This window comes from Methylobacterium sp. E-046 (assembly GCF_022829625.1).
Taxonomy (GTDB): Bacteria; Pseudomonadota; Alphaproteobacteria; order Rhizobiales; family Beijerinckiaceae; genus Methylobacterium; species Methylobacterium longum.
In genome coordinates, this window is record NZ_JAKSYP010000222.1 from 18,021 (window position 1) to 44,139 (window position 26,119).

Sequence of the window (26,119 nt, forward strand, 5' to 3'; positions counted from 1 at the left end):
AGCTGGCTGACTTAGGATTTGGCTCGTTGGGTGCGGACGACACGACGGCCGAATGGCGCGCTCTCTGTGCGCCGATGTACGAGATCAGTCCGACCACACCATCCGCCCCGCTGCCTTTCGGCAGCAACATCACGTACCAGATCGGCGACCTCGTCACCCAGCGTTCGCAACTCTCGACCCAGCGGATCCAACGGGACCGCCGGCGCGTCGACGCTGGTCCAGACCACTACATGGTCCAACTTTATCGATAAGGAAGGTGGCGCGCGTCGGCACCTGGCTGACGCTGAAGGAGATCACGGCCGGCGAGTGGGTGTGCACCACTGACTGCACATCCGGGCGTACCCGACAGATGGCGCTGCGGATGAACCGCTCGAGGAAGACCTGACGGCCCCTCGCATCGACCGGCTCGCCGGCGCGGTCGGACTCCAGAATGTCGTCGCGTCGGACCAGCGCCGGCGCCACAGTGCGCGACATCAGGAAGTGATCACGCCGCGTGGGATGCCGATGCCGCTATGTCCAGAGCCATCCACCACGCCTTGATCAGTGAGGATGTGGTTGGCCCCGACGAGCTCCTCGATCCCGGCATCGAGGGACGGGGCGGAAGTCGGCGTGGGTTGATGGACGTAGGTTTGTCCGCACCACGAACTGAGCAGCGTGCAGGCGCCGGCAGATAACCCCAGAGGTGTGATTCTCACCGCTTTGTCTCCCCCCGCCCAAGTCGCGCGCTGTGACGGGGCAGCGGTGATCCCGACAATGGCGTGAATGCGGACGAATGCCGCTAGAACAGCGGCCTTCCGATGCCGGGCTCGGCGGCAAGGATGCTTGCCGATAGCCCCGACGCACCCTCTCTCAGGGCAACAACACCGCCTGCACCAACTGGACGACGGCATCCCGTGCCGGTACCGTCGCGACCCTCTTGCGGCCGACATGGGCTCCTGTCGCCGCGCAAGAGTCCGTACCGGGCTTGTGAGGCTGGCCTACCGCAGCTTGAGAGCGTGCCCGCGTCGCTTTCTGCCATCCTGCAATGGCGGGTGCTCTGCGCATTCGGGAACGCGACGGGCCACGGGCTGGTGGGCGTGTCGAAGCTGTGCCGCGCACCGGGATTCTCCGTCAGCGCGACATCTGCCCTATCCGGAAGCGCCGTGGCGGCGCCGAAGCGCCAACGGGTGGATGTGCCAGAGCCCCACGAGAAGGCCGAGGGTCAGGATCGCGGCGACCACGCCCGCCCCGTTCGATGCGACGACCTTCGCCACCACGACGCCCAGATCGGCCGAGATGCCGAGCGCGAGCGTCACGCTCGCCGCCAGCAGGAAGCGGCTGCCCAAGGCGTGGAACTCGGGCGTGTCCTCGCCCGCATAGACGATGCGGTGGTAAGCCGCCGGCGCCATCAGCCAGACCACCGTCAGCGCCAGGAAGCCGAGGGCCACCAGGTGCACGACCTTCGTAGCGAAGGCCAGCTTCTCGAACGCCTCCGAGAAGGTGATGACGAGCTGGAAGCCCAGCAGCGCCTGGGCGCCGGGCAGGATCACCCGCGCCTCGGTCAGCATCTGCGTGATCTTGGTCTCCAGCGAGGTGTGCTCGTGCTCGGGTTCGCGGTCGGTCATGATGCGCTCCCGTTCCCCGACGCTTCGTGCCTTCAGCGCCTCCAACCCGTACCAGAACAGGAGGGCGACGCAGCAGGAGAGGAGACCGGCGGCGGCGCCGGGGCCAAGCCCCAGCACCGGTTCGACGGCGAGGTACAGGTCCGCCCCGAGCGCCCCGGCGAACGGCGCGAGCGCGAGGCCGGCGCAGCGCCCGATCACGCCGAGAAGGCGCTTCGTGTCCCGTCCGCCCTCCACCACCCGGTGTTGGACCGAGGGCGTGATGAGGAGGGCGATTGTGAGCGTGATGAGGCCCAGGGCGGCGACCCAGACGACGCGGTCGTGGAACCGCAGCCTCTCGAAGGCCGGGCGGAAGGCGCCCTGGAGCTGGAAGCCCAGCAGGATCTGCGAGCCGAGGATCAGGATGCGGGTCTCGTCGAGGCCGACCTTCACCTTCTTCGACAGGGACATACGCGACCTGGTCCAAGGGAGGCGGGATGCGGCAATCGGCAACCCCCATGCCGGGTTCCGTTCCGGGACGCTCGGGCGGCCTAAGCCGCCGCCGCAGGCGACTGCGCGTCCACAGCCGGCTTACCCCCCTCGCCACGAACAACCGATCCAGAATTCGCCGCGCCACGCCCGTGCCACCCTTCAGGCCAAGCTCGACAAGCTCATCCGGTCGAGCGCGGCCCGGAACCGCTGCATCGGCATCGAGACCCCCCGAGGAGGAGTTGGACGATCTTCGGCATGGCTGCGAGACGCGCGCCCGGGTGGGGGGCTGGACGACGCCCGGCAAGCGGCCAAGGAAGCAGAGGCGCGAGCCGACGAGAAGGGGGCCCGCGTCGCGCGGATCCGCTAGGGCGACCGGCAGGAGCCGAAACACGGCCTCTTCCCCGGACACCCGCTTCCCCTCGCGGCAAGCCCCGCGCCTGGCTCTTCGGTTAGGCCGTGCCGTTGCCGCCCGTGGCTCCGTAGACTTCGCCGGTCACGTAGCTCGCCTCCTGGGAAGCCAGGAAGACGTACACCGGCGCGAGTTCGACCGGCTGGCCGGGGCGGCCGAGCGGCACTTCCGAGCCGAACTTCTCGACCGCATCCTGCGGCTGGCCGCCCGAGGGCTGCAGGGCCGTCCAGAACGGACCGGGCGCGACGGCGTTCACGCGGATGCCCTTCGCCACCTGCTGCTCGGCCAGGGCCTTCGAGAAGGCGACGATGCCAGCCTTGGTGGTGGCGTAGTCCAACAGAATCTGCGGCGGGTTGTAGGCCACCACCGAGGCCGTGTTGATGATGGAGGCGCCCGCCGGCATGTGCGGCAACGCTGCCTTGGTGATCCAGAACATCGCGTAGAGGTTGGTCTTCAGCGTCCGGTCGAACTGCTCGGCCGTGATGTCGCCGATGTCCTTCTGGTTCGTCTGCTTGCCGGCGTTGTTCACCAGGAGGTCGAGGCCGCCGAGGTCGGCGACCGCCTTCGTGACCAGCGCCTCGCAGAACACCGGATCGGTGATGTCGCCCGGCAGCAGCACCGCCTTGCGCCCCTCGGCCTCGATCAGCTTTGCCACCTCCCGCGCGTCCGGCATCTCGTCCTCGACGAAGCTGAGCGCCACGTCGGCGCCCTCGCGGGCGAACGCGATGGCGGCCGCGCGCCCGATGCCGGAATCAGCGCCGGTCACCAGGGCCTTCCGACCGGCGAGGCGCCCGTGACCCTTGTAGCTTGTCTCCCCGTGGTCCGGCTTCGGGTCCATCGCCCCAGCGAGGCCGGGCGCCTCCTGCGGTTGACGTTTGAACGGCGGCTGCGGGTACTGGGTGCGGGGATCCTGCATCCTGAGGCGCTGATCGGCGGCGTCGGTCATGAAGCTGTCCTGTCGCGCCGCCTTCGAACGGGACAGCTCGTGCGGCTCGCGTGTCGGGTGATGCTGTCCGGGGTCCCTTGAAATGGACGCCGCCCCCGGATGTTCCGGCGCCTGCGGCCATGTGGACGCCGTCGAGGGCTCCCGTCAGGCCGCTTTGCCCCGCCTGTTCCCGAGTGCGGCCATGGCCTCGTCGGCAGCCCTTTGCCCGCTGTCGTGGGCACCGTGAGCGGTCGTGAAGTCGAAGGGATGCGTCGCCTCGCCCGCGAAGAACAGCCGGTCCTCGAAGGGCTGGGCCAGCCGCGCCCGCGCCTGGGATCGGCCCGGCAGAGCGCAGCTATACGCGCCCCCGATGGAGGCCATCCGGCTCCAGGAGGTCGCCGCGAGCGGTCGTATCGCCGAGGCGACGTCGCTGCCGAACAGGGCTGCCAACTCGGCCGAGACATGGGCGAACCCTGCGGCCGGGCCATCCTCCTTCACGATGCGGGCGCCGTCGCCCCCGAGGAACGCCTCGATCACCGGCCATCCGTTGGGTCGGATCGAGTAAGCGGCCGACCTCGCGTCGTGGAGGTTGCCGTACGCATGCGTGTCCGGCTCGAATGCGGAATCGCGCCCGATCTCCAGGAAGAGCTTCTCGTTGCAGCCCAGCGGCAGCGCGGCAGCCGCCTCGCGCCAGGGATCGACTCCGGCGGGAAGGCGGATCGCGTCGCCGGCCAGGACCGCAGTCGAGACTGTGAGGATAGCGGCGCCGGCACGGACGACGCCGGCGCGGGTGGTGACGGCGACGCCGTCCGCTGTCAGGTCGATCTGCTCCACGGGGGTGGCGAGCCGCAGGGCCGTAGAGGACGGCAGGCTGGCAGCGACCAGCGTGCCGTAGCCGAGCGGCAGGTTCCAGTTCCGCCCCGTCGAGGCATCATCATAGGCGAGGTAGTCCGCGGCGGAGATCCGCTCGGGTGCGACGCCACTCATGAAACCGGCGATGGCTCGCACGTAGGCGTTCCAGGGGACGCCGGGCTCAAGGGCATCGCTGGCTTGGTCGCTGCCCGAGGCGACGATGCGGAGCCGCTCCTCCCAATCGCCGTATGCATGCCGCGCCGCCTCCTGGTCATCGACATCCTCGGCAATGGAAGGGTGCGCCTTCGCCCATGACGGATCGCCCCGGTCGACCGGGAAGCCCGATGCCTCAGCGACGCCGACCCATGCGTTGCGGTCGCCCGAGTGGAGCCACTCACAGCCGAGGTCGAGGGGGTAGCCCCCGAGATCCTGCGTGTACGCGCGGCCTCCGAGACGCGACGACGCCTCGAGAAGCAAGGCCGCTGTGCTGTGGGCCGCAAGCCACCGCGCGGCGCCGATGCCCGCGGCGCCTCCCCCTACGATGATGACGTCGAATTCGCGGCCCATGGAGCCAAGGTGAGGACGGCCGACACGGCTTCCAAGGCCGGTGCGGCTGTAGCCCGCAATCGGGAGGGATCAATCCCGCTGGACGCCGCCGATCAGGCAGAGACCTGAGCGAATCGATCCTGAACCTCGATTGCTGGCAGGGTTGGCGCCCGCAGGATCAGCGACCGGTCGCCCTCGGCAGCCTCGTTCGCCCCGTGATCGAGGGAGACGAATTCGAGACTTCCACCGGCCTTGATGGTGAGCAGATGGATGTCGTCCTGCCGAGCGACGTCATCCGGCTCAGTCACCACGAACCGCCACCCGGCCTCGTGCCGACCGGCCAACGCATCGAAGCTGGCGTCAGCGTTCCCGAAAACCTTTCCGCGGGCATCCCGGCTGACGCCGGTATCGGCGTGCAGCAGGTGATTCTCCGAGGGGGCGATCTGGTAGACGCGCTCGCGACCGATCTCCGGAGCGAGCCTCGTGCACACGAGGGCGTTGTAGAGATCGTCCCGGGTCGCCGCGAGCAGGTGATCCGGAGGATGGTCGGCCATCCCTTCCTCGGCGTGCCGGGACAGGAGTTCGGCCTGGAGTGTCGGCACGCGCGCCTGCCGTGCGGCCAGCATGGCACCGGGGTAGATGTCGATGATCACGACCGGCACGCCAGCCCGGTGCAGAGTGATGACGAGATCGCTCGCCCACGGCGATGCCCCGACTACGGCGAGCCGCTGGGTATCGGCGGCAGTCGACAGGCCGAACCGGCGGGCGAGCGGTCCGAGAGAGAAGCCGTGGGCGAGCACGGTCGCGACGATGACCGCGAACACGGTGGGCTGGATCAGGTCGCCACCGGCATACCCCGCCTCGCTGAGCCGGGGACCGGCCAGCCCCGCGACGGCGGCCGCGACGATGCCGCGGGGCCCGATCCAGCCGACGAACAGGCGCTCCCGCCGGGATAGGTCGCTGCGCAGCGTGGCCAACCAGATCGCCGCCGGGCGAACCACGAACAGGATCGCGGCCGTAAGCCCGAGGATCGGCACGGACAGTTTGCCGAGGACCGCGAGGTCGAGGTCGGCGGTCAGCACGACGAACAGGCACGACACCAGCAGGACGACGAGGCTTTCCTTGAAGCGGCGGAGTTCGGCCAATCCGGGCACGTGCCGGTTCGCGAGCGCGATGCCGAACACGGTCGCGCCGATCAGCCCGGCCTCGTGCATCAGGAGGTTCGGCACGACGTAGGCGACCAGCGCGAGCGCGAGCAGCACTGGCGTCTTCAGTGTCTCCGGGATCTGGTCGCGCCGGAACGCCCAGGCGACCAGGACTGCCGAGCCGACACCGAGGGCGCCGGCCACCAGCACGCCCTCCGCGAGGTGAAGCGTCAGTGCGGTGGCCGGATCCTCCCCGGCGCCGTGGGGCACACCCACCAAAATCTCGATGACGACCGCGGTCAGGATCGCGCCGACGGGATCGTTGACGATGGCTTCCCACTTCAGGAAGGCGGCTGAACGCCGTTCCAGGCGGGCATGGCGCAGGAGCGGCAGGATCACGGTCGGCCCGGTGACGACGAGGATGGCGCCGAACACGGACGCCGGTCCCCACATCATCCCCCCGATCAGGTGGGCGGCGAGCGTGCCCAGGACGAAGTTGATGGGCAGGGCGAAGGCCGTGAGCCGGAGCACCCCCTCGCCGGACGCCCGCAACTCGCGGAAGTCGAGCGCGAGGCCGCCCTCGAACACCACGATGGCCACGGCCAAGCCGATCAGGGGTCGTAGGTTCGGTCCGAAGTCGTGCGTGGGATGCAGCAGGCCGAGTACGGGCCCGACCAGGAACCCGAGCGCGAGGAGGAGGACGATGGCCGGGATGCGCAGCCTGGCGGCGAGAACCTGGGCGGCGATGCCACCACCGACGACGCAGAGGACCGCCGTGGCTACACCGTTTTCCATGCAGGACGCTCCGGACCAGCATCCGGACCTACCCCCTGGCAGCCGAACCGGGACCTAATGATGGGTGGGGACAGTCGCGCCGTTTCGCCCCCGACTGGCGGCTCACCATGCGTTCCACGGCCAATCGAGTGGCACCGCCACGGTTCCCGTTCAAGCGGTGCACCCGTGGACGCAGCGACTGGGTCACGCGCCGATGATGACCGTAAGCCGCCCCAATCGCCATGAAGGCGACCTTCGATCTTCGCTGGCATCGCACGGCCGGGCCCTGAGGGCGCCTGTGCGATGCGTCCGACGGCCGGCGCCTGAGTCGATGTGCCTGTTACGTTATCAACGCCATGGCAACGCCTCAGCTCTCCGACGGCGCGGGACACCGCGTTCGCACGCAGGATGAACGGCTCCGGGTAGGCGACCATCGTTTGGGCGCCGGTGATCGCCCCCCCCCGAACACCGTCCCGACGCGAGCCGACGTCCCCTTCGGAGATGCCGCCGAGGGCCACCGGATGACTGAGTTGGGCGCGAAGCCGACCATCCGGTTTTGAGCGGCAGTACGAGCTGCTCCAAGCGCATCCCACCTCTTCTGCTCCGCAATCATTGTGGCGCGACGCGCTTCGGGAACCGATCGGGACCGACGGCGACCCAGCGTACTTCGTTGCTGGCTTCGTCGTGATTAGGCGGATCAACCGGACTGCCGTGGCCCTGTCGAAGGAGATCGCCTGCCCGATTGGGTGGACAGGAGATCGCAGCACCCCGCGCGATGCGTTCTCGTCGCAAGACGGTGCGCACGTCCACTCACCCGCCGGGCCGCCGGCGCTTCCAGCCGGCCTGTTACGGCTGCAACGCCGCGTATGAGCGCCGTGCTGGGCGGCAGGAACAGAACGGAGCGGGCCGCACCGTGGAAGCGGCTCATCCGCCTCTCTGACATACGGATGAGGCGGGAAACCATGGCGTCAACTATCACGTGGCTGGTGGTTCAGACCGAGCCCTCTCGAGACATGATCACCTACCGCGGTTCTTCCTTCGCGGCGCCGATATTCGCTGCGTTGGTAGCGAGCGTTTTCTCCAGCGCTCGCGCGTGAACAGCATATTACTTAATCTCAAGCTTGAGCCTGCGCTCAGCATACCGCGCATTGTCGGCGCACGTGAAAAAGGCTCTTGGTCGTAGCCTCTTTGGTGCTGGTAAGTGTCTGAACAATCTGGTGAGCGCGCTGGGACTCGAACCCAGGACCTACAGATTAAAAGTCCGTTGCTCTACCAGCTGAGCTACGCGCTCGCGTCCCACACCCGCCTGCTACAGCCTCGCGGGGACGGCGCGTCCGCAATAGGTGAGCGGACCCTAAGGGTCAACACGAGGCGCCGCGGCGACGCTCAGGACATGCTGCCCCGGGCGCGCTCCACGATCGCCCGGGCCTCGTCGAAGGCGGCGTTTGCGTCGAGGTCGGTCGTGTCGAGCCGGATCGCATCATCCGCCATGCGCAGGGGCGCGGCGGCCCGGGACGCATCGCGCGCGTCGCGGGCCTCGATGTCGGCGAGAATCACCGCGAAGTCCGCGGTCTCGCCCCGGCCTGCGAGTTCCAGATGCCGCCGCCTGGCCCGCTCCTCCGATGACGCGGTGATGAACAGCTTCACGCCCGCATCGGGGCAGACCACGGTGCCGATATCGCGTCCGTCGAGGACGGCGCCCTGGGGATCGGTGGCGAAGCGGCGCTGCCATGTGAGCAGGCCGGCGCGAACCTCCGGCACGGCGGAGACCCGCGACGCCGCCTCCCCCATCGCGCGCTCGCGCAGGCGAGGATCGTCGAGCCGCTCGGCGTCGAGGGTGCGTGCGGCCTGGGCAGCCGCGGCGTGATCGTCGAGGGAGCGGCCGGCGTCGAGCAGCGCCAGCGCGACGGCTCGATAGAGAAGCCCAGTATCGAGGTGCGGCAGTCCGTAATGGCCGGCCAATCTCTTGGCGAGCGTACCTTTGCCCGAAGCGGCGGGACCGTCGATCGCGATGAGAAGCGGCATGCGGATCACGCTCCGATCCGGCCGCCGAGGGCCTGCATGCTCGGCAGGAAGCTGGGGAAGCTGGTCGCGATCATCGCGCCATCATCCACCGTGACCGGATCGCGCGTCGCGAGCCCCATCACCAGGAACGCCATGGCGATGCGATGGTCGAGATGGGTCGCGACGGTGCCGCCGCCGGCGGCCGCCGCCCCGTCCCCCTCGACCACGAGGTCGTCGCCCTCGACCGTGTGGCGAACGCCGTTGGCCGCAAGCCCGGCCGCCACAGCCGCGAGGCGGTCGGATTCCTTGACGCGCAGCTCATGCAGACCGTTCATCCGCGTACGCCCCTCCGCGAAGCTCGCCGCGACCGCCAGCACCGGATACTCGTCGATCATGGCAGGCGCGCGCTCGGCCGGAACGTCGACGCCCTTCAGACGGCTCGCCCGCACGCGCAGGTCGGCCACGGTCTCGCCGCCCTCTTCCCGCTCGGCGACCCGCTCGATCTCGGCCCCCATCTCGAGGAGCGTGGTGATCAGGCCGGTGCGCAGCGGGTTCATCATCACGCCTTCGATCACTACGTCGGAACCGGGCACGATCAGCGCGGCCACCAGCGGGAACGCGGCCGAGGACGGGTCGGCCGGTACCACCACGTCGGTGCCGCGCAGGGTGGGCTGCCCGGTGAGCGCGACTTTGCGGCCGTGACCGCCCGGACCGTGCGGCTCCACGCTGACCGTGGCGCCGAACAGGCGCAGCATGCGCTCCGTGTGGTCGCGGGTCGCCGCCGCCTCGATCACCGTGGTGATCCCGGGGGCGTTGAGCCCGGCGAGCAGCACGGCGGACTTGATCTGCGCCGAGGCGGCCGGGGTCTCGTAGGTGATCGGGATGGCCTCGTTCAGGCCGCGCAGGGTCAGGGGTACGCGTCCGCCGGGGGCTTCGGCCAGGACCTGCGTGCCCATGCGGGTCAGCGGGTCCAGGATCCGGCGCATCGGCCGCGAGCGCAGGGAGGCGTCGCCGTCGAAGGTCGCGGTAACCGGCTGGCCGCCGACGACGCCCATCATCAGCCGCGAGCCGGTGCCGGCGTTTCCGAAGTCGAGCACCGTGTCCGGGTCGGTCAGGCCGCCGATGCCGACGCCGCGCACCTGCCAGCGGCCCGTGCCAAGACGCTCCACGGCGGCGCCGAGCGCTTTCGCGGCGGCGGCGGTGCGCAGCACGTCGTCGCCCTCGAGCAGCCCTTCGACTCTCGTCTCGCCTTCGCTGAGCAGCCCCAAGATCATCGCCCGGTGCGAGATCGATTTGTCCCCCGGCGGCCGAAGGCGCCCCCGCAGGGGCGCTCCCGGCGCGGCGGTGAGGGGCTGGGGAGGCGAATCGTGCGACACGGGACGTCCGTTCGGGCTCGGGATGGACCTGGATCCGGTGCGTCGCGCGGCGTCGCCGCAGCACTGCAATCGGACCGTGAATTCGCCGCGCGGTTAACACGCGTGATGTCGCGCGTCATCCGCGGGCTCCGCGGGACCGGACCGGGCAGAGGCCGTGCGCACCCGCTCGATTGACAGGCGCAGCGCCCGCGACTAACGGGGCCCCTCCCCCAAGACAGCATTGACGACGAGGTGTCCGCCCGTGGCCCGACCGGAACTTGGCTTGAAGCGCCAGTGCATGAGCTGCGGCGCGAAGTTCTACGACCTCGCCCGCGACCCCGCCGTGTGCCCGAAATGCGGCGCGGTCTATCAGGCGGTGGCGACCAGCAGCCGTGCGGCGGCCCCCATCGTATCGCGGGCGCCGGTCAACAACGACGATGAGGACGAGACGGACGAGAAGGGTCCGGAGCTCGTGTCCCTCGACGAAGTCGAGGCCGCCGAGGACGAGGCCGATCCGACGCCGGAGGACGAGACCTCCGAGGATGGGGACCAGGCCGACGACGACACCTTCCTCGAGGAGGAGGACAGCGGCGACGACGACGTGTCCGATCTGATCGACGGCGACATCGAGAACGACGAGGAAAGCTGAGGCTTTGACCGCCTCTCCGACGAGACCCCGGAAAATCGCGAAAAAAAGGGGTTGAGTCCGCGGCGGGAGCCGCCTATAGAACCGCCCTCGCCGGACGCCAGCCGGACCGGCGAGACACCGCGGACCCCAAACCGCGGCGGATAAAGTGGGGCCTTAGCTCAGCTGGGAGAGCGCTTCCATGGCATGGAAGAGGTCATCGGTTCGATCCCGTTAGGCTCCACCATCCTCCCCCTTCGCGGCCGGTTCCGGCGCGCACGAAGGGTGCATCTTAGACCTTCAGACGCAGACCAACGTCCCCGGCGACCACTGCGGGCTTTGTACCGCTTGCGGCGAGCCACATCAGCGGGTCAGGTGCCCGAGCGGCAGCGCGGTGGTGTACTTCACCTGACCCAGGGCGAAGCTGGAGCGGATGTTGGCCACACCGGGAATGCGCGTGAGGTGGTCCAGGACGAGCTTCTGGTACTGGCCGAGATCCTCCACGACGACCCGCAGCATGTAATCGGCCTCGCCGCTCATCAGGTAGCACTCCATCACCTCGGGTCGGCTGCGCACCGCCGCGTCGAAGGCCTGGAGCGCCGCCTGAGTCTGTTTCTCCAGGGAGACGTGGACGAAGACGTTCACGGCGAGCCCCAGGCTCAGCGGGTCGACCACGGCGACGCAGCCCCGGATGATGCCCGCCTCCTTGAGGTCGTTGACCCGGCGCCAGCAGGGTGAGGTCGAGAGACCGACCTGCTCGGCCAATTCCGCGATGCTGATCTCGCTGTCCTGCTGGAGGCGCTCGAGGATCCGCAGGCTCGCGGCGTCGAGGGTTGCCGGGGGCTGGGCCATGAACGCACGCTCCGCTTGCCTCGGATCGATCACGAGCCGGGCATCCTCCACCGGCCCCGACCGGGGAACCGTTTGCCGCGAAACGGCCGTCCCCCGGTCGATTGATCCCGCATTCGGACCGCGGAAGCAAACAATCGGTATGTTGCCCCTCGGGGATGTCCGTATGATCCCGCGCAACAGGAGAGCCCGCGCCGATGAACGCCATTCCGCCGAAAGCCACCATCGCGCGGTCCGCCGAGGTCGATCACGACCCGGCCGAGACGCAGGACTGGCTCGCCGCCCTGGAATCGCTGTTCCGCACCGAGGGCGCGGCCCGGGCGCGCTTCATCCTCGACCGCCTGGAGCGGCGCTCGAAGGAGATCGGCATCCTCGACGAGGCGCTGCCCTACTCGCCCTACCGGAACACGGTCCCCCTGGAGAAGCAGCCGCGCTATCCGGGCGACCTCGACATCGAGGAGCGGCTGACCTCGATCATGCGCTGGAACGCGCTGGCCATGGTGGTGCGCGCCAACATGGCCTACGGCGAACTCGGCGGCCACGTGGCGAGCTACGCCTCGGCGGCGGAGCTGTTCGAGGTCGGGTTCAACCACTTCTTCAAGGGCGGGGCGGACGGAGATCTCGTCTACTTCCAGCCGCATTCGGCGCCCGGCGTCTACGCGCGCGCCTTCCTGGAGGGACGGCTCAGCGACGAGCAGCTGAAGCATTACCGCCAGGAGATCGCGGGCGACGGCCTCTGCTCCTACCCGCATCCCTGGCTGATGCCCGATTTCTGGCAGGTCCCGACCGGCTCGATGGGGATCGGACCGATCCACGCGGTCTATCAGGCGCGGTTCATGCGCTACCTCGCCGACCGGGGACTGGCCGACACGTCCGGCCGGCACGTCTGGGGCGTGTTCGGCGACGGCGAGATGGACGAGCCCGAGTCGATCGGCGGCCTCGCCCTGGCGGCCCGCGAGAACCTCGACAACCTCACCTTCGTCATCAACTGCAACCTGCAGCGGCTCGACGGTCCGGTGCGCGGCAACGGCCAGATCATCCAGGAGCTGGAGAGCCTGTTCCGGGGCGCCGGCTGGAACGTCATCAAGGTGCTGTGGGGCTCGGAGTGGGACGGGATCTTCGCCCGCGACACCAACCACGCCCTGCTGCGCCGCTTCGCCGACACCGTCGACGGCAAGTACCAGACGCTGGGCGCCAAGGACGGCGCCTACAACCTCGCCCACTTCTTCGGCGAGGATCCGGAGGTGCGCGAACTCGTGGCCCACATGTCGGACGCCGACGTGGATCGCCTCAAACGCGGCGGCCACGACTTCCGCAAGCTCTACGCCGCCTTCGCGGCCGCCAAGACCACCAAGGGCCGCCCGACGGTGATCCTGGCCAAGACCAAGAAGGGCTACGGCATGGGCGGCGCGGGCGAGTCGCGCATGACCGCCCACCAGGCCAAGAAGCTCGACGTCGACGCGCTCCGCGCCTTCCGCGACCGCTTCGCCCTGCCGCTCACCGACGCGCAGGTCGAGGGCCTGGCCTTCTACAAGCCGGCCGAGGACGGGGCCGAGATGCGCTACCTGCGCGAGCGCCGCGAGATCCTCGGCGGCGTGCTGCCGGCCCGCCGCCGCACCGCGCCGACCGTCGCGGTACCGGCGCTCTCGACCTATGCGGGCTTCGCGCTGGAGGCCGGCGGCAAGGAGATGTCGACCACCACCGCGGTGGTGCGCCTGTTCGGCAACCTCCTGAAGCACAAGGACCTTGGGCCCCGCGTCGTCCCGATCGTCGCCGACGAGGCGCGGACCTTCGGCATGGCCAACCTGTTCCGGCAGGTCGGCATCTACGCGCCGCAGGGCCAGCTCTACGAGCCGGAGGATGCCGGCTCGATGCTCTACTACCGCGAGGCCCGGGACGGGCAGCTCCTGGAGGAAGGCATCACCGAGGCCGGGGCGATCTCGTCCTGGACGGCGGCGGCCACGTCCTACAGCGTCCACGGCCTGTCGATGCTGCCGTTCTACATCTACTACTCGATGTTCGGCTTCCAGCGGGTCGGCGACCTGATCTGGGCGGCGGCCGACCAGCGGGCCCGCGGCTTCCTGATCGGCGCCACGGCGGGCCGCACCACCCTCGGCGGCGAGGGCCTGCAGCACCAGGACGGGTCGAGCCACTTGGCGGCGGCCGCGATCCCGAACTGCCGCGCCTACGATCCGGCCTTCGCGTACGAGATGGCGGTGATCGTCGACCGCGGAACCCGCGCGATGATGGAAGAGGGCGAGGACGCCTTCTACTACCTCACCGCCATGAACGAGAACTACGCGCAGCCCTCCATGCCGGAAGGGGTGGAGGCCGGGATCCTGAAGGGCATGTACCGCCTGTCGGGGCCGGAAGCCGGGCCGGGGACCGGAACCGCCGCCATCCGCCTCCTCGGCTCAGGCGCGATCCTGCCGGAGGTGATCGCGGCGGCCGACCTGCTCGCGCGGGACTGGGGCGTCTCGGCCGAGGTGTTCAGCGTGACGAGCTTCAGCGAACTGGCCCGCGACGCCCGCGAGGCCGAGCGGCAGGCGATGCTCAACCCGGAAGCCGAGGCACCGGTCAGCCACGTGGCGGCGCTGCTGCCGGGCACGGCGCCGGTCGTCGCGGCGACCGACTACGTCCGGGCTTACCCGCAGCTGATCGCGTCCTACGTCGGCGCGCGCTTCGTCGCGCTCGGCACGGATGGGTTCGGCCGCAGCGACACGCGCAGCGCGCTCCGCCGCTTCTTCGAGGTGGACCGCCAGCACGTGGTCATCGCCGCCCTGCACGCCCTCGCTGAGGCCGGTACGGTGCCGCGCGCCACGGTGTCGGACGCGATCGGCCGCTACGGCATCGCGACGGACGCGCCCGCCCCCTGGACGATCTGAAGGCGGTGACCCCACGCAGCGCGCCTCGCAGGAGCCCGCCCGCCGGCCGCGCGGTCCCCGGAGGGCTCCTGCGAGGCCTCCGCTCCGGCACCGCGGGATGAGGGGGCGGAACGAAGACACGGCAGACCGTCGCACGGGGTCCATCCGCAACGGCCCGCGATTCCCGCGCCTGCCCGGGCGCAAACAGACCGCCACGACCTTCCAGAAACCGGAATTCCACCCCATGAGCGCCGCGCTGCAGATCGCCCTCCCGGACATCGGCGACTACCGGGACGTGCCGGTCATCGAGCTTCTGGTGAAGCCCGGCGACCGCCTCGCGGTGGACGACCTGATCCTCAGCATCGAATCCGACAAGGCCACCATGGAGGTCCCCTCCCCGGTGGCCGGCATCGTGCGCGAGTTGCTGGTCGCGGTGGGCACGAAGGTGTCGGAAGGGACGCCGATCCTGACAGTCGAGCCTGCGCAGGGCGATGCTTCGGCGGCGGCGGGCGCCCTTCCGCCCCCCTCCGAGCCGGGTGGCGCTTCCGTCGGCGAGAATCGGGAGAGGGGAGCCGGGCGCCCGGAAGAGGCGGGCCCGGCGGGCGGGTCCCCGCCCGGCTCGGCCCCGTCGTTCTCCGCCCCCGACCCGGTTCCCGCGCCGCCCTCCCCCGCCGCGGGCGGAGGGAAGACCGGTGCCGCGCCCGGTGCCGCGCCCGGAGCCGAGCCCGATCATCCGATCCCCGCGACCCGGGGCGACGTGCATGCCAGCCCGTCGGTCCGCCTGCTCGCCCGCGAACTCGGCGTGGGCCTCGACGGCGTGCCGGCCACCGGGCCGAAGGGACGGATCCTGCGCGAGGATGTGCACGCCTTCGTCAAGGCGGCGCTCGCCGCGCCCGCCCGTCAGCCCGTCGCCGCATCCGGGATCGGTGCCGGCCTGCCGCCCTGGCCGCAGGTGGATTTCGCCAAGTTCGGTCCGGTGCGGCGCGAGCCGCTGTCACGCATCCAGAGCCTCTCGGGGGCCAATCTCAGCCGCAACTGGCTGACGATCCCGCACGTCACCAATTTCGACCGGGCCGACGTCACCGAGATCGAATCGTTCCGCGTGGGCCTGAACAAGGAGCCGCGCACGCCCCCCGCCCGGGTCACCATGGTGGCGTTCCTGATCAAGGCGGCGGCCTCGGCGCTGCGCGCCCATCCGCGGTTCAACACCTCCCTGGAAGGTGGCGACCTCGTGCTGAAGGACTACGTCCATGTCGGCTTCGCGGTGGACACGCCCAAGGGCCTGATGGTCCCGGTGGTGCGGGACTGCGACCGCAAGGGACTGATCGAGATCGCCACCGAGATGGCCGAGATGGCCGAGAAGGCCCGGGCCGGAACCCTCGCGGGCTCCGACATGCAGGGCGGCTGCTTCTCGATCTCGTCGCTGGGCGGGATCGGCGGCGACGGCTTCACGCCGATCATCAACGCCCCCGAGGTCGCGATCCTGGGAGCCGCGCGCTCGCGGACGGAGGCGGTGTGGGACGGCAAGGCCTTCCAGCCGCGCCTGATCCTGCCGCTCAGCCTGTCGTGGGACCATCGCGTGGTGGACGGCGTCGCCGCCGCCCGCTTCCTCGGCCATGTGGCCTCGGTCCTCTCGGACCTGCGCCGCGCCCTCCTGTGACCGCACCCCCCATGCCCGAGACCATCGACATCCGCGTGCCCGATCTCGGCGATTACGCCGACGTCCCCGTGATCGAGATTCCGGTCACCCCCGGCCAGTCGATCGCCAAGGACCAGACCCTGCTGATGGTCGAATCCGACAAGGCGACCCTGGACATCCCCTCCCCGGTCGCCGGCCGCCTCGTGGAGATGCTGGTCGGCCTCGGCGACACGGTCTCGGCCGGCACGCTCGTCGCCCGCCTCGCGGCCGAGGAGCCGGCGGCGCAATCCCGCGCCCAGCCCGGATCGGGGACCGGGCAACCGGTCCCCGCGCCCGCGACGGCGGCCCCGCCGCCCGGCGAGGGCGGCGGCCCGTCCTGCGACGTGCTGGTCGTCGGCGGCGGCCCCGGCGGCTACGCGGCCGCCTTCCGGGCGGCCGATCTCGGCCAGCGGGTGATCCTCGTCGAGCGCGACGCGACGCTCGGCGGCGTCTGCCTCAACGTCGGATGCATCCCCTCGAAGGCGCTGCTCCACGTGGCCGCCGTCACCGAGGAGGCCGCGCGCCTCGCCGCGCACGGGATCAGCTTCGGTGCCCCGACAATCGACCTCGAGAAGCTGCGGACCTTCAAGGCCGGGACGGTGCGCCGCCTCACCGACGGGCTCGCCCAGATGGCGCGCCAGCGCAAGGTCGAGGTGGTCCGCGGCACCGCGCGCTTCACCGGGGCGTCCACCGTCGCGGTCGCGCTCCACGCCGGCGGGGAGCGGAGCCTCGCCTTCGCCCGCGCCATCGTGGCCGCGGGCTCGTCCCCGGTGGCCCTCCCGATGCTGCCGGAGGATCCGCGGATCGTGAATTCGACGGGGGCGCTGGAGCTGCCCTTCGTGCCGAAGCGCCTGCTGGTGATCGGCGGCGGCATCATCGGCCTGGAGATGGCGACCGTGTACAGCGCCCTGGGCGCCCGGGTCGACGTGGTCGAGCGCCTGCCGAACCTGCTGGAGGGCGTCGACCGCGACCTGGTGGCCGTCTGGATGAAGCGCAACGCGCACCGGTTCGACCGAATCCTCACGGGGACCGAGGTCGTGTCCGCGACGGCCGGTGCCGACGGCATCGCGGTCGCGCTGGGGGGCGAGGCCGAGCCGCAGACCTACGACCTCGTCCTCCAGGCGGCGGGCCGGCGCCCGAACGGCCCGGGCCTGGGGCTCGAAGCCGCCGGGGTGGCAGTGGAGAACGGCTTCGTTCCCGTCGACGCGCAGATGCGCACCGGCGTGCCCCACATCTTCGCCATCGGCGACCTCGTCGGCCAGCCGATGCTCGCCCACAAGGCCGTCCATCAGGGCCACGTCGCCGCCGAGGTGGCCGCCGGCCACCGGGCCGGCTTCGACGCCGCCGTGATTCCCTCCGTGACCTACACGGATCCGGAGATCGCCTGGGTCGGCCTCACCGAGACCGCCGCCAGGGCGGCCGGCCGGGCCGTGGAGGTGGCGCGCTTTCCCTGGGCGGCCTCGGGGCGGGCCATCGCCAACGGCGCGGAGTACGGCCTGACCAAGCTGCTGTTCGACGCGGGGACCAAGCGGGTCGTCGGCGGCGCCCTCGTCGGCCCGAGCGCGGGCGACATGCTCGGCGAGATCGCCCTGGCCATCGAGCTGGGGGCGGACGCCGCCGATATCGGCCGCACGATCCACCCGCACCCGACGCTGGGCGAGACGATCGGCCTGACCGCCGAAGTCGCCCTCGGCCTCTGCACCGATCTCCCCGCCCCGGCGCGTCGGGCCTGACGCCGTGCGGATCGAGGCCCCGCCCGATCCCCTCCTCGGGGTGTGCCGCCGCGCGGGGGGCTCCGCCGAGCCCGGCGACGCCACGCGATCGGTGCCGGCGCGCCCCGGCCATCTCGACCGCTCGGGTTTTCCTGGCTAAATCTCGCGCACGGCCGCACCGCGGATCGAGAATCGTCTCGACCCGCGCGTATCGCCGGGCATCGACGCGGCGGCCGCCGTGCTGAAGCCGGCGCCGCGTTCGGGAGGATACGTGTCGAGATGCCGTGGCGCTGCGGACGGTCGCTCCAACGTTCGGCCTCGACTGGGCTTCGACTTGATCGGGCCCTCCGCGCGGCGCGGAAAAGCTTGCCGGGCCGCCTCCTGCTCGCCGTTTCTCTGTCGGCGCTGGCGGTGAGCGCGCCGCGCAGTGCCCTGGCGCAGGCTGCGCCCGCCCGCGAGGCCGCACCCGAACCGCGCGACGACGCCTTGATCGCCGACTTGAGGAGCCGGATCCTCGCCGCGCACAGCGCGACCTTCGCCCTCGAGAGCTGGTGCGCCGACCACGCGCTCGCGGCCGATCCGCACCTCGTCGCCGAGCGGCTGCCCGTCCCGGACAAGCCGCTCTCCGTCGCGCAGCGGGCCCGGCTGGCGATCGGCCCGGACGAGCCCGTGCGGTACCGGCGCGTCCGCCTCGCCTGCGGGGACCGCGTCCTGTCGGAGGCGGACAATTGGTACGTGCCGGCCCGGCTGACGCCCGAGATGAACGCCACCCTGGACGGCACCCGCACGCCCTTCGGCCGGGTGGTACGCTCCCTGGCTCCGGTGCGCAGCACGGTGGCGGTCCGCGGCCCGGGCCGCGGCGCGGAGACGGGACCGACCGACCCGCTGTTCGAGGTCGACGCCGTGCTATCGACCGGCGCCGGGCAGCCCTTCTGCGAGGTCGTGGAGACCTACCTGGGCAGCGCGCTGCCCCGGGCGTCCCGCTGACCGACACGATGACCTGACAACGGGAGGAACAGGATGCGTTTCACGGTACGTCCCACGGTTCTGGCGGCGCTGGCGGCCGGCCTGCTCTGCGGCCCGGCGCAGGCCGCCGACCCGTCCGGGACCTGGCTCACGGAGACCGGCACGTCGCGGGTCCGGATCACGCCCTGCGGCGGCGGCTTCTGCGGGACGATCGTGAGCGCCCCCGGCAAGGGGCTCGACGAGAAGAATCCCGATCCGGCCCAGCGCACCCGCAGCGTCGTCGGCATCCAGATCCTGAACGCGCCGCAGGCCGACGGCGGCGGCTTCTCGGGCTCGCTCTACAACCCGAACGACGGCAAGACCTATTCCGGCTCGCTCAAGCTCACGGGCGCCAACTCCCTCGAGGTGGCGGGCTGCGTGATGAGCGTCTTCTGCAAGCGGCAGACCTGGACGCGGGTGAAGTGATCCCCCGCGGCCACGATGCTGGCCAGGGCGCTGGCCACGCTGCTGGCCACGCTGCTGGCTAGGGCGGCCCGGCCGCCCCCGCCTCAGGCGGCCTCGGTCAGGGCCTGCTCGACGGCGTCGAGGGCCTCTTCCGCACCCGCGCCGTTGGGACCGCCGGCCTGCGCCATGTCGCGGCGGCCGCCGCCGCCCTTGCCGCCCAGCGCCCCGGCGCCGGCCCGCACGAGGCCGACGGCGTCGTAGCGCGCGGTCAGGTCGTCGGTGACGCCGACCACCAGCCCAGCCTTGCCGTCCGGCCCCACGCCGACCACCGCCACGATGCCGGAGCCCAGGCGCTTCTTCTCCTCGTCGACGATCGGCTTGAGGTCGCGCATGTCGAGCCCCTCGATCACCGAGCGGCGGAAGGCCACGCCGCCGATCTCGGATTGCCGCGCCCCTGAGCCCGGGCCGCCCTCGCCGCCCATGGCGAGCTTGCGGCGGGTCTCGGCGAGTTCGCGCTCCAGGCGGCGGCGATCCTCCATCAGCGCCGTGAGGCGGTCGGGCGCCTCCGAGACCGGGGCCTTGAGAATGCCGGCGAGGGCCGCCAGCGTCCGCGCCTCCTCGGCGCGGTGGCGGCGCGCCGCGTCCGCCGTCAGCGCCTCGATGCGGCGGACGCCCGCGCCCACGGCGCTCTCCGCCACGACGGTGATCGCCCCGATATCGCCGGTGCGCGCCGCGTGGGTGCCGCCGCAGAGCTCGACGGAGAAGGTCTTCGGCCGGCCCTGGGCGGCCTCGCCGTCGACCGGCAGCCCCATGGAGACCACCCGCACCTCATCGCCGTACTTCTCGCCGAACAGCGCCCGGGCGCCAGACGCGATCGCGTCGTCCACCGCCATCAGCTTGGTCACCACGGGGACGTTCTGGAGCAGCACCGCGTTGGCGATGTCCTCGACCCGGGCGAGTTCGTCCGCCTCGATCGGCTTCGGATGGCTGATGTCGAAGCGCAGGCGGTCGGGGCTGACCAGCGAGCCCTTCTGGGCGACGTGGTCGCCCAGGACCTGCCGCAAGGCCTCGTGCAACAGGTGGGTGGCCGAGTGGTTGGCACGGATCGCCCTGCGGCGGGCGTTGTCGACCTTCAGCTCCACCGGCAGGTCGAGGCTCAGGCGCCCCTCCTCCACGGTCACGTGGTGGACGAACACGTCGCCGAGCTTCTTCTGCGTGTCGGTGATGCGCGCCCGCACGCCCGGCGCCAGGATCAGGCCGGTATCGCCGACCTGACCGCCCGATTCGCCGTAGAACGGCGTCTGGTTGACGAGGACGAGGCCGGTCTGACCGGCCTCCAGGCTCTGCACCTCGGCGCCGTCGCGCAGGAGCGCGGTGACGATGCCCTCGGCGGTCTCGGTCTCGTAGCCCAGGAACTCGGTGGCGCCGACGCGCTCGCGCAGCCCGAACCACACGGTCTCGGTGGCGGCCTCGCCCGAGCCCTTCCAGGCCTCGCGGGCCGCCTGCTTCTGGCGCTGCATCGCCGCCGCGAAGGCGTCGGTGTCGACGCCGATGCCCCGGGCCTTGAGGGCGTCCTGGGTCAGGTCGAGGGGGAAGCCGTAGGTATCGTAGAGGGTGAAGGCGGTGTCACCCGAGAGCTTGTCGCCGTCCTTGAGGTCGCGGCTCTCGGCGTCGAGGATCGACAGGCCCCGCTCCAGGGTGCGCCGGAAGCGGGATTCCTCCAGCTTCAGGGTCTCGCCGATCAGGCTCTCGGCCCGCATCAGCTCGGGATAGGCCGGCCCCATCTCGCGCACCAGGGTCGGCACGAGGCGGAACATGGTGGGCTCGCGGGCCCCCAGGATCTCGGCATGGCGCATGGCCCGGCGCATGATCCGGCGCAGCACGTAGCCGCGGCCCTCGTTGCCCGGCAGAACGCCGTCCGCCACCAGGAACGACGCGGCGCGCAGGTGGTCGGCGATCACCCGGTAGGAGGCCATCGTCGCCGGCTCGGGCGCCCGCGATACCGCGTGCGCGACGGCATCGATCAGGGCGCGGAACAGGTCCGTGTCGTAGTTGGAGTGCACGCCCTGGAGGATCGCCGCCATGCGCTCCAGGCCCATGCCGGTGTCGATCGACGGCCGCGGGAGAGGGTTGCGCGAACCCGGCTCCAGCTGCTCGTACTGCATGAACACGAGGTTCCAGAATTCCAGGAACCGGTCGCCGTCCTCGTCGGGGGAGCCGGGCGGGCCGCCCTGGAGCGCGGGACCCTGGTCGATGAAGATCTCCGAGCACGGGCCGCAGGGGCCGGTATCGCCCATCTGCCAGAAATTGTCGGAGGTCCCGATCCGGATGATCCTGTCCTCGGAGAAGCCGGCGATCTTCTTCCAGAGGCCCGCGGCCTCGTCGTCGTCCGCGTAGACGGTGACCAGCAGCCGGTCCGACTTGAGGCCGAACTCCTTGGTGATCAGCGTCCAGGCCAGCTCGATGGCGCGGTCCTTGAAGTAGTCGCCGAACGAGAAGTTGCCGAGCATCTCGAAGAACGTGTGGTGGCGCGCCGTGTACCCGACATTGTCGAGATCGTTGTGCTTGCCGCCGGCGCGCACGCATTTCTGAGCGGTCGTCGCCCGGTCGTAGGGGCGCTTCTCCATCCCGGTGAAGACGTTCTTGAACTGCACCATGCCGGCGTTCGTGAACATCAGTGTCGGATCGTTCTTCGGCACGAGGCTCGACGAGGGCACGACCTCGTGCCCCGCCTTCGCGAAGTAGTCGAGGAAGGTCGACCGGATCTCGTTGACGCCGCTCATCAGGGCTGACTCTGGCAGGACACACGGGGAAAGGGCGGCCGCGCGCTTCCGCGCGGCACCCGCAAGGCGCCCTCTTAAGGAGGGATCCCGCGCGAGTCACGGGCGGCCCGCCGCGAAATCTCCCCGGGACGCCGCAACTCGGCCACAAGCGCGGCCGTGTTGTCGCCACATCTGTCAAGCGATGGTGTGTCCGTAGCGCCGCAGCGGCGTGTGGAGAGTCGGGATAACGATGCAGGGCCGCACGGTCGGATCGCCGAGGACCATCACCGGCAACCAGCGCCATTTCGGCGCCCGCCATGCCGACGTGATCGCCGCGCAGCCCATGCTGGGCCGCGCCCATGGCAGCCGCCCCGCGCTGTTCCGCTCCCTGCTCACGGTGTCGCTGATCGCCGGGGGCCTCAGCGCGGCCCTGATCGGATCGGGTGTCGATCTCGGCAAGGTCGGGCTGTCGACGGCGGTGTCCACCGCGCAGGCCGCGACCGAACTACCGATGCCGCGCCCGCGCATCCACACCGTCGCCCTCGCCACCGATACCGATCTGGAGCAGACGCCGCTGCGCGCCTCCGCCAGCTTCGCCGCGGTGCACGACCTCGACACCGATATCGGCTCCAACACGGTGGACCGGGTCTCGTACGACTTCCTGCTGTCGGAGAGTGCGGCCGGCGACCCCAACGACATCCTCGAATTCGGCCCGATGAAGATCCGGCGCCACCTCGTGCAGACGATCGTGCGGGCCGCGCAGGCCGTTCAGACCGATCCGGTGCTGCTGATGGCGGTGGCCGACAAGGAGTCGAGCTTCGTCACCGCGGTCCAGGCCAAGACCTCGTCGGCCACCGGCCTCTACCAGTTCATCGAGCGCACGTGGCTCGGGGTGGTGCGCGACTTCGGCCCGAAATACGGGCTGGAGAAGGAGGCCGCGCTGGTCACGGCCGACGCCAACGATCGGCCGGTGATCACCGACGCGGCCGAGCGCGCCCGCATTCTGGAACTGCGCCGCGACCCCTACCTGTCGGCGCTGATGGCCGGCGAGATGCTCAAGCGCGACGCCGGCCGCATCGCCCAGCGGATCGGGCGCGAGCTGACCCTCGGCGAGGTCTACCTCGCCCACTTCCTGGGTGTGGATGACGCCGGAGAGTTCCTCGCCAACGTCGTCAACAAGCCGGCCGCCGCCGCCGCCGTGCTGCTTCCGGGACCGGCGCGCGCCAACCGCTCGATCTTCTTCGCCGCCGGGCGCTTCGTCGGGCGCGGCCGCCATCGGAAGCCGCTGAGCCTCTCGGTGGCGCAGGTCCACGAGAAGTTCGAGGCGATGATGAGCACCCGCGGCTCGCGCTATCAGAACGTCCGCGCGGTCTCCGGCATCATGGCTTACGCGGACGCCGAGACCGGCCTCGCCACGCAATAACGCTCCCGAGAGGCCAGGCGGGATTCGGATTTCCCCGCGCAACCAGGGGCGGATTGCCGACTTTCCTCCCCAGGCGCCGCGTTCTGCATGTCCGTGACTGTACGACTTCGGGGGGAGTCCTTGAAAAAGCACCAGACGAGCGCACCCCTGCCGCTCACCGATACGCTGTCCCCAGGCCTTCCGCTCGATCAGATCGGACGGACACTGGCCTCGTTCTACGACAACCTCGTCACCGAGGGCGTGCCCGAGCACCTCGCCGCGCTGGTCCGCCGCGTCCGCCAGACCGAGGACGACGCGTCCGCCCGGCACGAGCCGCCGGTCGTGACGCTCGAGGCCGAGCCCCCGCGCCTCGCCCTCGTGGTGGAGGACGATCCCGAGATTCGCGCCCTGGCCGAAACCCTCCTGGAGGAGACCGAGCTCAACGTGGTCGGATGCGACAGCGCCGAGGCCGCGCTGTCGGTCCTGCAGGCGCGCGGCGGCGACGTGGCCCTGGTCTTCGCCGATGTCCGCTTGGCCGGTCAGATGGACGGGCTCCAGCTCGCCCGCGCGGTGGCGACCCTGTGGCCCCGGGCGCGGCTGGTGATCACCTCGGGCCACGGCCTGCCGCGCCCCGACCTGCCGGCCGAGGCCGTGTTCATCGCCAAGCCGTGGCGCCCCTTCGACGTGCTGGTCGAGGCTGAGCGCGCAGCCGCCGAGTCGGCTCCGCCGGTGATCTGAGGCGCTTGCGCCGCCATCGCCCTTCGCCGCCGTCTTGCCGGGACGGCGGCGCTGTTCACCGGGGTCGAACGGCGCGGGCCCCGATCGCGAGTGCGCCGCGCCTCCCCGAAAAGACCGGATCGCCGGATTTTCCGGCCGTCGGTCGGCCGCGCTGGGCCCGCCCCTTGCATGGCTGGTCTCCGAGTCGGTGACAGCCCGGAGCCCGAGAAGTTGCCGATCCTGTCCGTCCGCCACCGCACGGTCTACCGGTACCGGCGCCCGGTCGCCTTCGGAGAGCACCGGATCATGTTCCGGCCGCGCGACAGCTACGACCAGCGTCTGATCGAGGCGACGCTCGACGTCACCCCCGAGCCGGCCTCCCTGCGCTGGATGTTCGACGTGTTCGGCAATTGCGTCGCCGTGACGACCTTCGACACCCGGGCGGAAACGCTGACCTTCGCCTGCGGCATCACCCTCGAACACACGCCGGAACATGCGCCGGTCTTCCCGCTCGCGCCCCACGCGACCCACTACCCGTTCGGATACGGCGCGGAGGACATGCCGGACCTCGCCCGTTCCATCGAGCGGCAATGGCCGGATCCACACCACGATATCGACGCCTGGGCGCGCAGCTTCCTGCCGGTCCAGGGGCGGATCCCCACGCAGGATCTGCTGGCCGCCATGACGCGCAGCGTCCGGGCGAACTTCACCTACCTCGCCCGGTCCGAGAAGGGCGTGCAGGATCCGCTGACCACCTTGCGCAGCAAAGTCGGATCCTGCCGCGACTTCGCGGTGCTGATGATGGAGGGGGTGCGGGCCCTGGGCATGGCCGCCCGGTTCGTGTCCGGCTACCTCTACAATCCCCGGAACGACCGCGCCCGCCACGTGGGCGGCGGCTCCACCCACGCGTGGCTGCAGGTCTATCTCCCGGGTGCCGGCTGGGTGGAGTTCGATCCCACGAACGGAATCGTCGGCAACCGCGACCTGATCCGCGTGGCGGTGGCGCGCAACCCCGCGCAGGCCGTGCCGCTGCACGGCTCCTTCTTCGGTCTCGCCAGCGACGATCTGGGCATGCGCGTCGAGGTCGACGTGATCGCCCTGCCGGCGGACGCGACGACGTCCCGCACCGCGCAGGGGCCTCCCCCCGATGCGGCGCGTTGAACCCCGGGATTCTGAACGAGCGTGCGTGGCGTCTCCGCGCGGAAGGCGACAGGGCAAGGTGGCCGCGATGAAGATCAGGACGGGTTTCGATATCGCCTTCACGCTGTCGCAGCCGACGCCGATGATCCTGATGCTCAGCGTCCATCCCTCGCGGTTGGGGGACGTTCTGACACCGCAGGTGATCACCTTCGATCCGCCCCTCGAGGCGCGCGAATACCGGGACGGCTTCGACAACATCTGCCACCGCCTCGTCGTGCCGCCCGGGCAGGTGACGATCTCGGCGGATTTCACGGTCGCGGATTCCGGAACCCCCGATCCGGTCGTGCCGGAGGCGCGGCAGATCCCGGTGCAGGACCTGCCGGACGACGTCCTCATCTTCCTCCTGGGCTCGCGCTACTGCGACACCGACAAGCTCTCGCAGACGGCGTGGTCGCTGTTCGGCGGCGCTCCGGAAGGCTGGGCGCGCGTCCAGGCGATCGTCGACTACACGCATGAGCGCATCCGCTTCGACTACCAGCGCGCCGACGCGACGCGCAGCGCGCACGACGCCTTCATGCAGCGCGAGGGCGTGTGCCGGGACTTCGCCCATCTGGCGATCACCCTGTGCCGGTGCATGAACATCCCGGCAGGCTACGCCACCGGCTACCTCGGCGACATCGGCGTCCCGAATGATCCGGCGCCGATGGACTTCTCCGCGTGGTTCGAAGCCTATCTTCACGGGCCCGAGGCGCCGCGCTGGTACACGTTCGACGCCCGGCCCAACCGCCCGCGCATCGGCCGCATCGTCATGGCCCGCGGTCGCGACGCCACCGACTGCGCCATTTCGACCAATTTCGGCTACGCGCATCTGGCGCGGT

19 protein-coding genes and 2 tRNA genes are annotated in these 26,119 nt (G+C 70.7%); 11 read left to right on the top strand and 10 right to left on the bottom strand.

Translation table 11 applies throughout. From position 1 onward, the window contains the following. Positions 1-153: 153 nt before the first annotated feature. From MKK82_RS23955 to aroA, 8 genes are all read right to left on the bottom strand, one after another. Positions 154-474 (bottom strand): class II aldolase/adducin family protein, encoded by a 321-nt coding sequence (locus MKK82_RS23955; RefSeq protein ID WP_238290646.1) that lies wholly within the window; start codon positions 472-474, stop codon positions 154-156. 653 nt (positions 475-1,127) lie between these two features. Beyond that, a complete protein-coding gene (locus tag MKK82_RS23960) occupies positions 1,128-2,051 on the bottom strand; it encodes a DUF6328 family protein (RefSeq protein ID WP_243987057.1) in 924 nt (307 codons plus the stop codon). Positions 2,052-2,521: 470 nt separating this feature from the next. Then, positions 2,522-3,427, bottom strand: a complete 906-nt coding sequence (locus MKK82_RS23965) for an SDR family oxidoreductase (protein ID WP_243987060.1) — start codon at positions 3,425-3,427, stop codon at positions 2,522-2,524. A gap of 144 nt (positions 3,428-3,571) precedes the next feature. Next, positions 3,572-4,825: a flavin monoamine oxidase family protein gene (locus MKK82_RS23970; protein WP_243987062.1), complete on the bottom strand. Its 1,254-nt coding sequence runs from the start codon at positions 4,823-4,825 to the stop codon at positions 3,572-3,574. 92 nt (positions 4,826-4,917) lie between these two features. Continuing rightward, a complete protein-coding gene (locus MKK82_RS23975; protein ID WP_238290642.1) occupies positions 4,918-6,744 on the bottom strand; it encodes a cation:proton antiporter in 1,827 nt (608 codons plus the stop codon). A 1,194-nt stretch (positions 6,745-7,938) separates the two neighbouring features. Next, a tRNA-Lys gene (locus MKK82_RS23980) sits at positions 7,939-8,014 on the bottom strand. Between the two features lie 95 nt (positions 8,015-8,109). Further along, positions 8,110-8,748, bottom strand: coding sequence for a (d)CMP kinase (cmk, locus tag MKK82_RS23985; RefSeq protein WP_238290641.1), 639 nt, complete (start codon positions 8,746-8,748; stop codon positions 8,110-8,112). Between the two features lie 5 nt (positions 8,749-8,753). Next, the gene (aroA, locus tag MKK82_RS23990) at positions 8,754-10,103 is read right to left on the bottom strand and encodes a 3-phosphoshikimate 1-carboxyvinyltransferase (protein WP_238290639.1); all 1,350 of its coding nucleotides are present in this window, start codon (positions 10,101-10,103) and stop codon (positions 8,754-8,756) included. 241 nt (positions 10,104-10,344) lie between these two features. On the opposite strand from aroA, the gene MKK82_RS23995 reads away from it, so the two are divergent. Further along, positions 10,345-10,731 carry a TIGR02300 family protein gene (locus MKK82_RS23995; RefSeq protein WP_238290637.1) on the top strand — a complete coding sequence of 129 codons (387 nt, stop codon included), beginning with the start codon at positions 10,345-10,347 and terminating at the stop codon, positions 10,729-10,731. Between the two features lie 147 nt (positions 10,732-10,878). Continuing rightward, a tRNA-Ala gene (locus MKK82_RS24000) sits at positions 10,879-10,954 on the top strand. A gap of 116 nt (positions 10,955-11,070) precedes the next feature. On the opposite strand, the gene MKK82_RS24005 is transcribed toward MKK82_RS24000, so the two are convergent. Beyond that, positions 11,071-11,559, bottom strand: a complete 489-nt coding sequence (locus MKK82_RS24005; RefSeq protein ID WP_238290636.1) for an Lrp/AsnC family transcriptional regulator — start codon at positions 11,557-11,559, stop codon at positions 11,071-11,073. 194 nt (positions 11,560-11,753) lie between these two features. Between MKK82_RS24005 and mdeB the strand changes: the two genes are divergently transcribed. The 5 genes from mdeB (at position 11,754) to MKK82_RS24030 (ending at position 19,241) form a co-directional block, all read left to right on the top strand. Further along, the gene (gene mdeB, locus MKK82_RS24010; protein WP_243987064.1) at positions 11,754-14,441 is read left to right on the top strand and encodes an alpha-ketoglutarate dehydrogenase; all 2,688 of its coding nucleotides are present in this window, start codon (positions 11,754-11,756) and stop codon (positions 14,439-14,441) included. 223 nt (positions 14,442-14,664) lie between these two features. Further along, complete coding sequence (locus MKK82_RS24015) at positions 14,665-16,080, top strand: 2-oxo acid dehydrogenase subunit E2 (RefSeq protein WP_243987066.1); 1,416 nt, start codon at positions 14,665-14,667, stop codon at positions 16,078-16,080. Between the two features lie 11 nt (positions 16,081-16,091). Next, on the top strand, positions 16,092-17,831 hold the full coding sequence (gene lpdA / locus MKK82_RS24020; RefSeq protein WP_243987068.1) for a dihydrolipoyl dehydrogenase: 1,740 nt from the start codon (positions 16,092-16,094) through the stop codon (positions 17,829-17,831). Positions 17,832-18,176: 345 nt separating this feature from the next. Continuing rightward, positions 18,177-18,797 carry a hypothetical protein gene (locus tag MKK82_RS24025; RefSeq protein WP_238290632.1) on the top strand — a complete coding sequence of 207 codons (621 nt, stop codon included), beginning with the start codon at positions 18,177-18,179 and terminating at the stop codon, positions 18,795-18,797. 33 nt (positions 18,798-18,830) lie between these two features. Beyond that, a complete protein-coding gene (locus MKK82_RS24030; protein WP_238290631.1) occupies positions 18,831-19,241 on the top strand; it encodes a DUF2147 domain-containing protein in 411 nt (136 codons plus the stop codon). A gap of 83 nt (positions 19,242-19,324) precedes the next feature. Here the strand turns inward: MKK82_RS24030 and alaS are convergent, their stop codons facing one another. After that, positions 19,325-22,003 (bottom strand): alanine--tRNA ligase, encoded by a 2,679-nt coding sequence (gene alaS / locus MKK82_RS24035; RefSeq protein WP_238290630.1) that lies wholly within the window; start codon positions 22,001-22,003, stop codon positions 19,325-19,327. A gap of 229 nt (positions 22,004-22,232) precedes the next feature. On the opposite strand from alaS, the gene MKK82_RS24040 reads away from it, so the two are divergent. From MKK82_RS24040 to MKK82_RS24055, 4 genes are all read left to right on the top strand, one after another. After that, the gene (locus MKK82_RS24040; RefSeq protein ID WP_243987069.1) at positions 22,233-23,405 is read left to right on the top strand and encodes a transglycosylase SLT domain-containing protein; all 1,173 of its coding nucleotides are present in this window, start codon (positions 22,233-22,235) and stop codon (positions 23,403-23,405) included. 120 nt (positions 23,406-23,525) lie between these two features. Further along, a complete protein-coding gene (locus tag MKK82_RS24045) occupies positions 23,526-24,122 on the top strand; it encodes a response regulator (protein ID WP_238290628.1) in 597 nt (198 codons plus the stop codon). 210 nt (positions 24,123-24,332) lie between these two features. Beyond that, positions 24,333-25,262, top strand: coding sequence for a transglutaminase family protein (locus tag MKK82_RS24050; RefSeq protein ID WP_238290627.1), 930 nt, complete (start codon positions 24,333-24,335; stop codon positions 25,260-25,262). Between the two features lie 67 nt (positions 25,263-25,329). Then, positions 25,330-26,119 (top strand): transglutaminase-like domain-containing protein (locus MKK82_RS24055; protein ID WP_243987070.1); only part of this gene is annotated, 790 nt, incomplete at its 3' end.

Coding starts and splice junctions, on each gene's coding strand:
- MKK82_RS23955 (WP_238290646.1), bottom strand. CDS start 474: ATGTCGCGCACTGTGGCGCCGGCGCTGGTCCGACGCGACGACATTCTG.
- MKK82_RS23960 (WP_243987057.1), bottom strand. CDS start 2,051: ATGTCCCTGTCGAAGAAGGTGAAGGTCGGCCTCGACGAGACCCGCATC.
- MKK82_RS23965 (WP_243987060.1), bottom strand. CDS start 3,427: ATGACCGACGCCGCCGATCAGCGCCTCAGGATGCAGGATCCCCGCACC.
- MKK82_RS23970 (WP_243987062.1), bottom strand. CDS start 4,825: ATGGGCCGCGAATTCGACGTCATCATCGTAGGGGGAGGCGCCGCGGGC.
- MKK82_RS23975 (WP_238290642.1), bottom strand. CDS start 6,744: ATGGAAAACGGTGTAGCCACGGCGGTCCTCTGCGTCGTCGGTGGTGGC.
- cmk (WP_238290641.1), bottom strand. CDS start 8,748: ATGCCGCTTCTCATCGCGATCGACGGTCCCGCCGCTTCGGGCAAAGGT.
- MKK82_RS24005 (WP_238290636.1), bottom strand. CDS start 11,559: ATGGCCCAGCCCCCGGCAACCCTCGACGCCGCGAGCCTGCGGATCCTC.
- mdeB (WP_243987064.1), top strand. CDS start 11,754: ATGAACGCCATTCCGCCGAAAGCCACCATCGCGCGGTCCGCCGAGGTC.
- MKK82_RS24015 (WP_243987066.1), top strand. CDS start 14,665: ATGAGCGCCGCGCTGCAGATCGCCCTCCCGGACATCGGCGACTACCGG.
- lpdA (WP_243987068.1), top strand. CDS start 16,092: ATGCCCGAGACCATCGACATCCGCGTGCCCGATCTCGGCGATTACGCC.
- MKK82_RS24030 (WP_238290631.1), top strand. CDS start 18,831: ATGCGTTTCACGGTACGTCCCACGGTTCTGGCGGCGCTGGCGGCCGGC.
- alaS (WP_238290630.1), bottom strand. CDS start 22,003: ATGAGCGGCGTCAACGAGATCCGGTCGACCTTCCTCGACTACTTCGCG.
- MKK82_RS24040 (WP_243987069.1), top strand. CDS start 22,233: ATGCAGGGCCGCACGGTCGGATCGCCGAGGACCATCACCGGCAACCAG.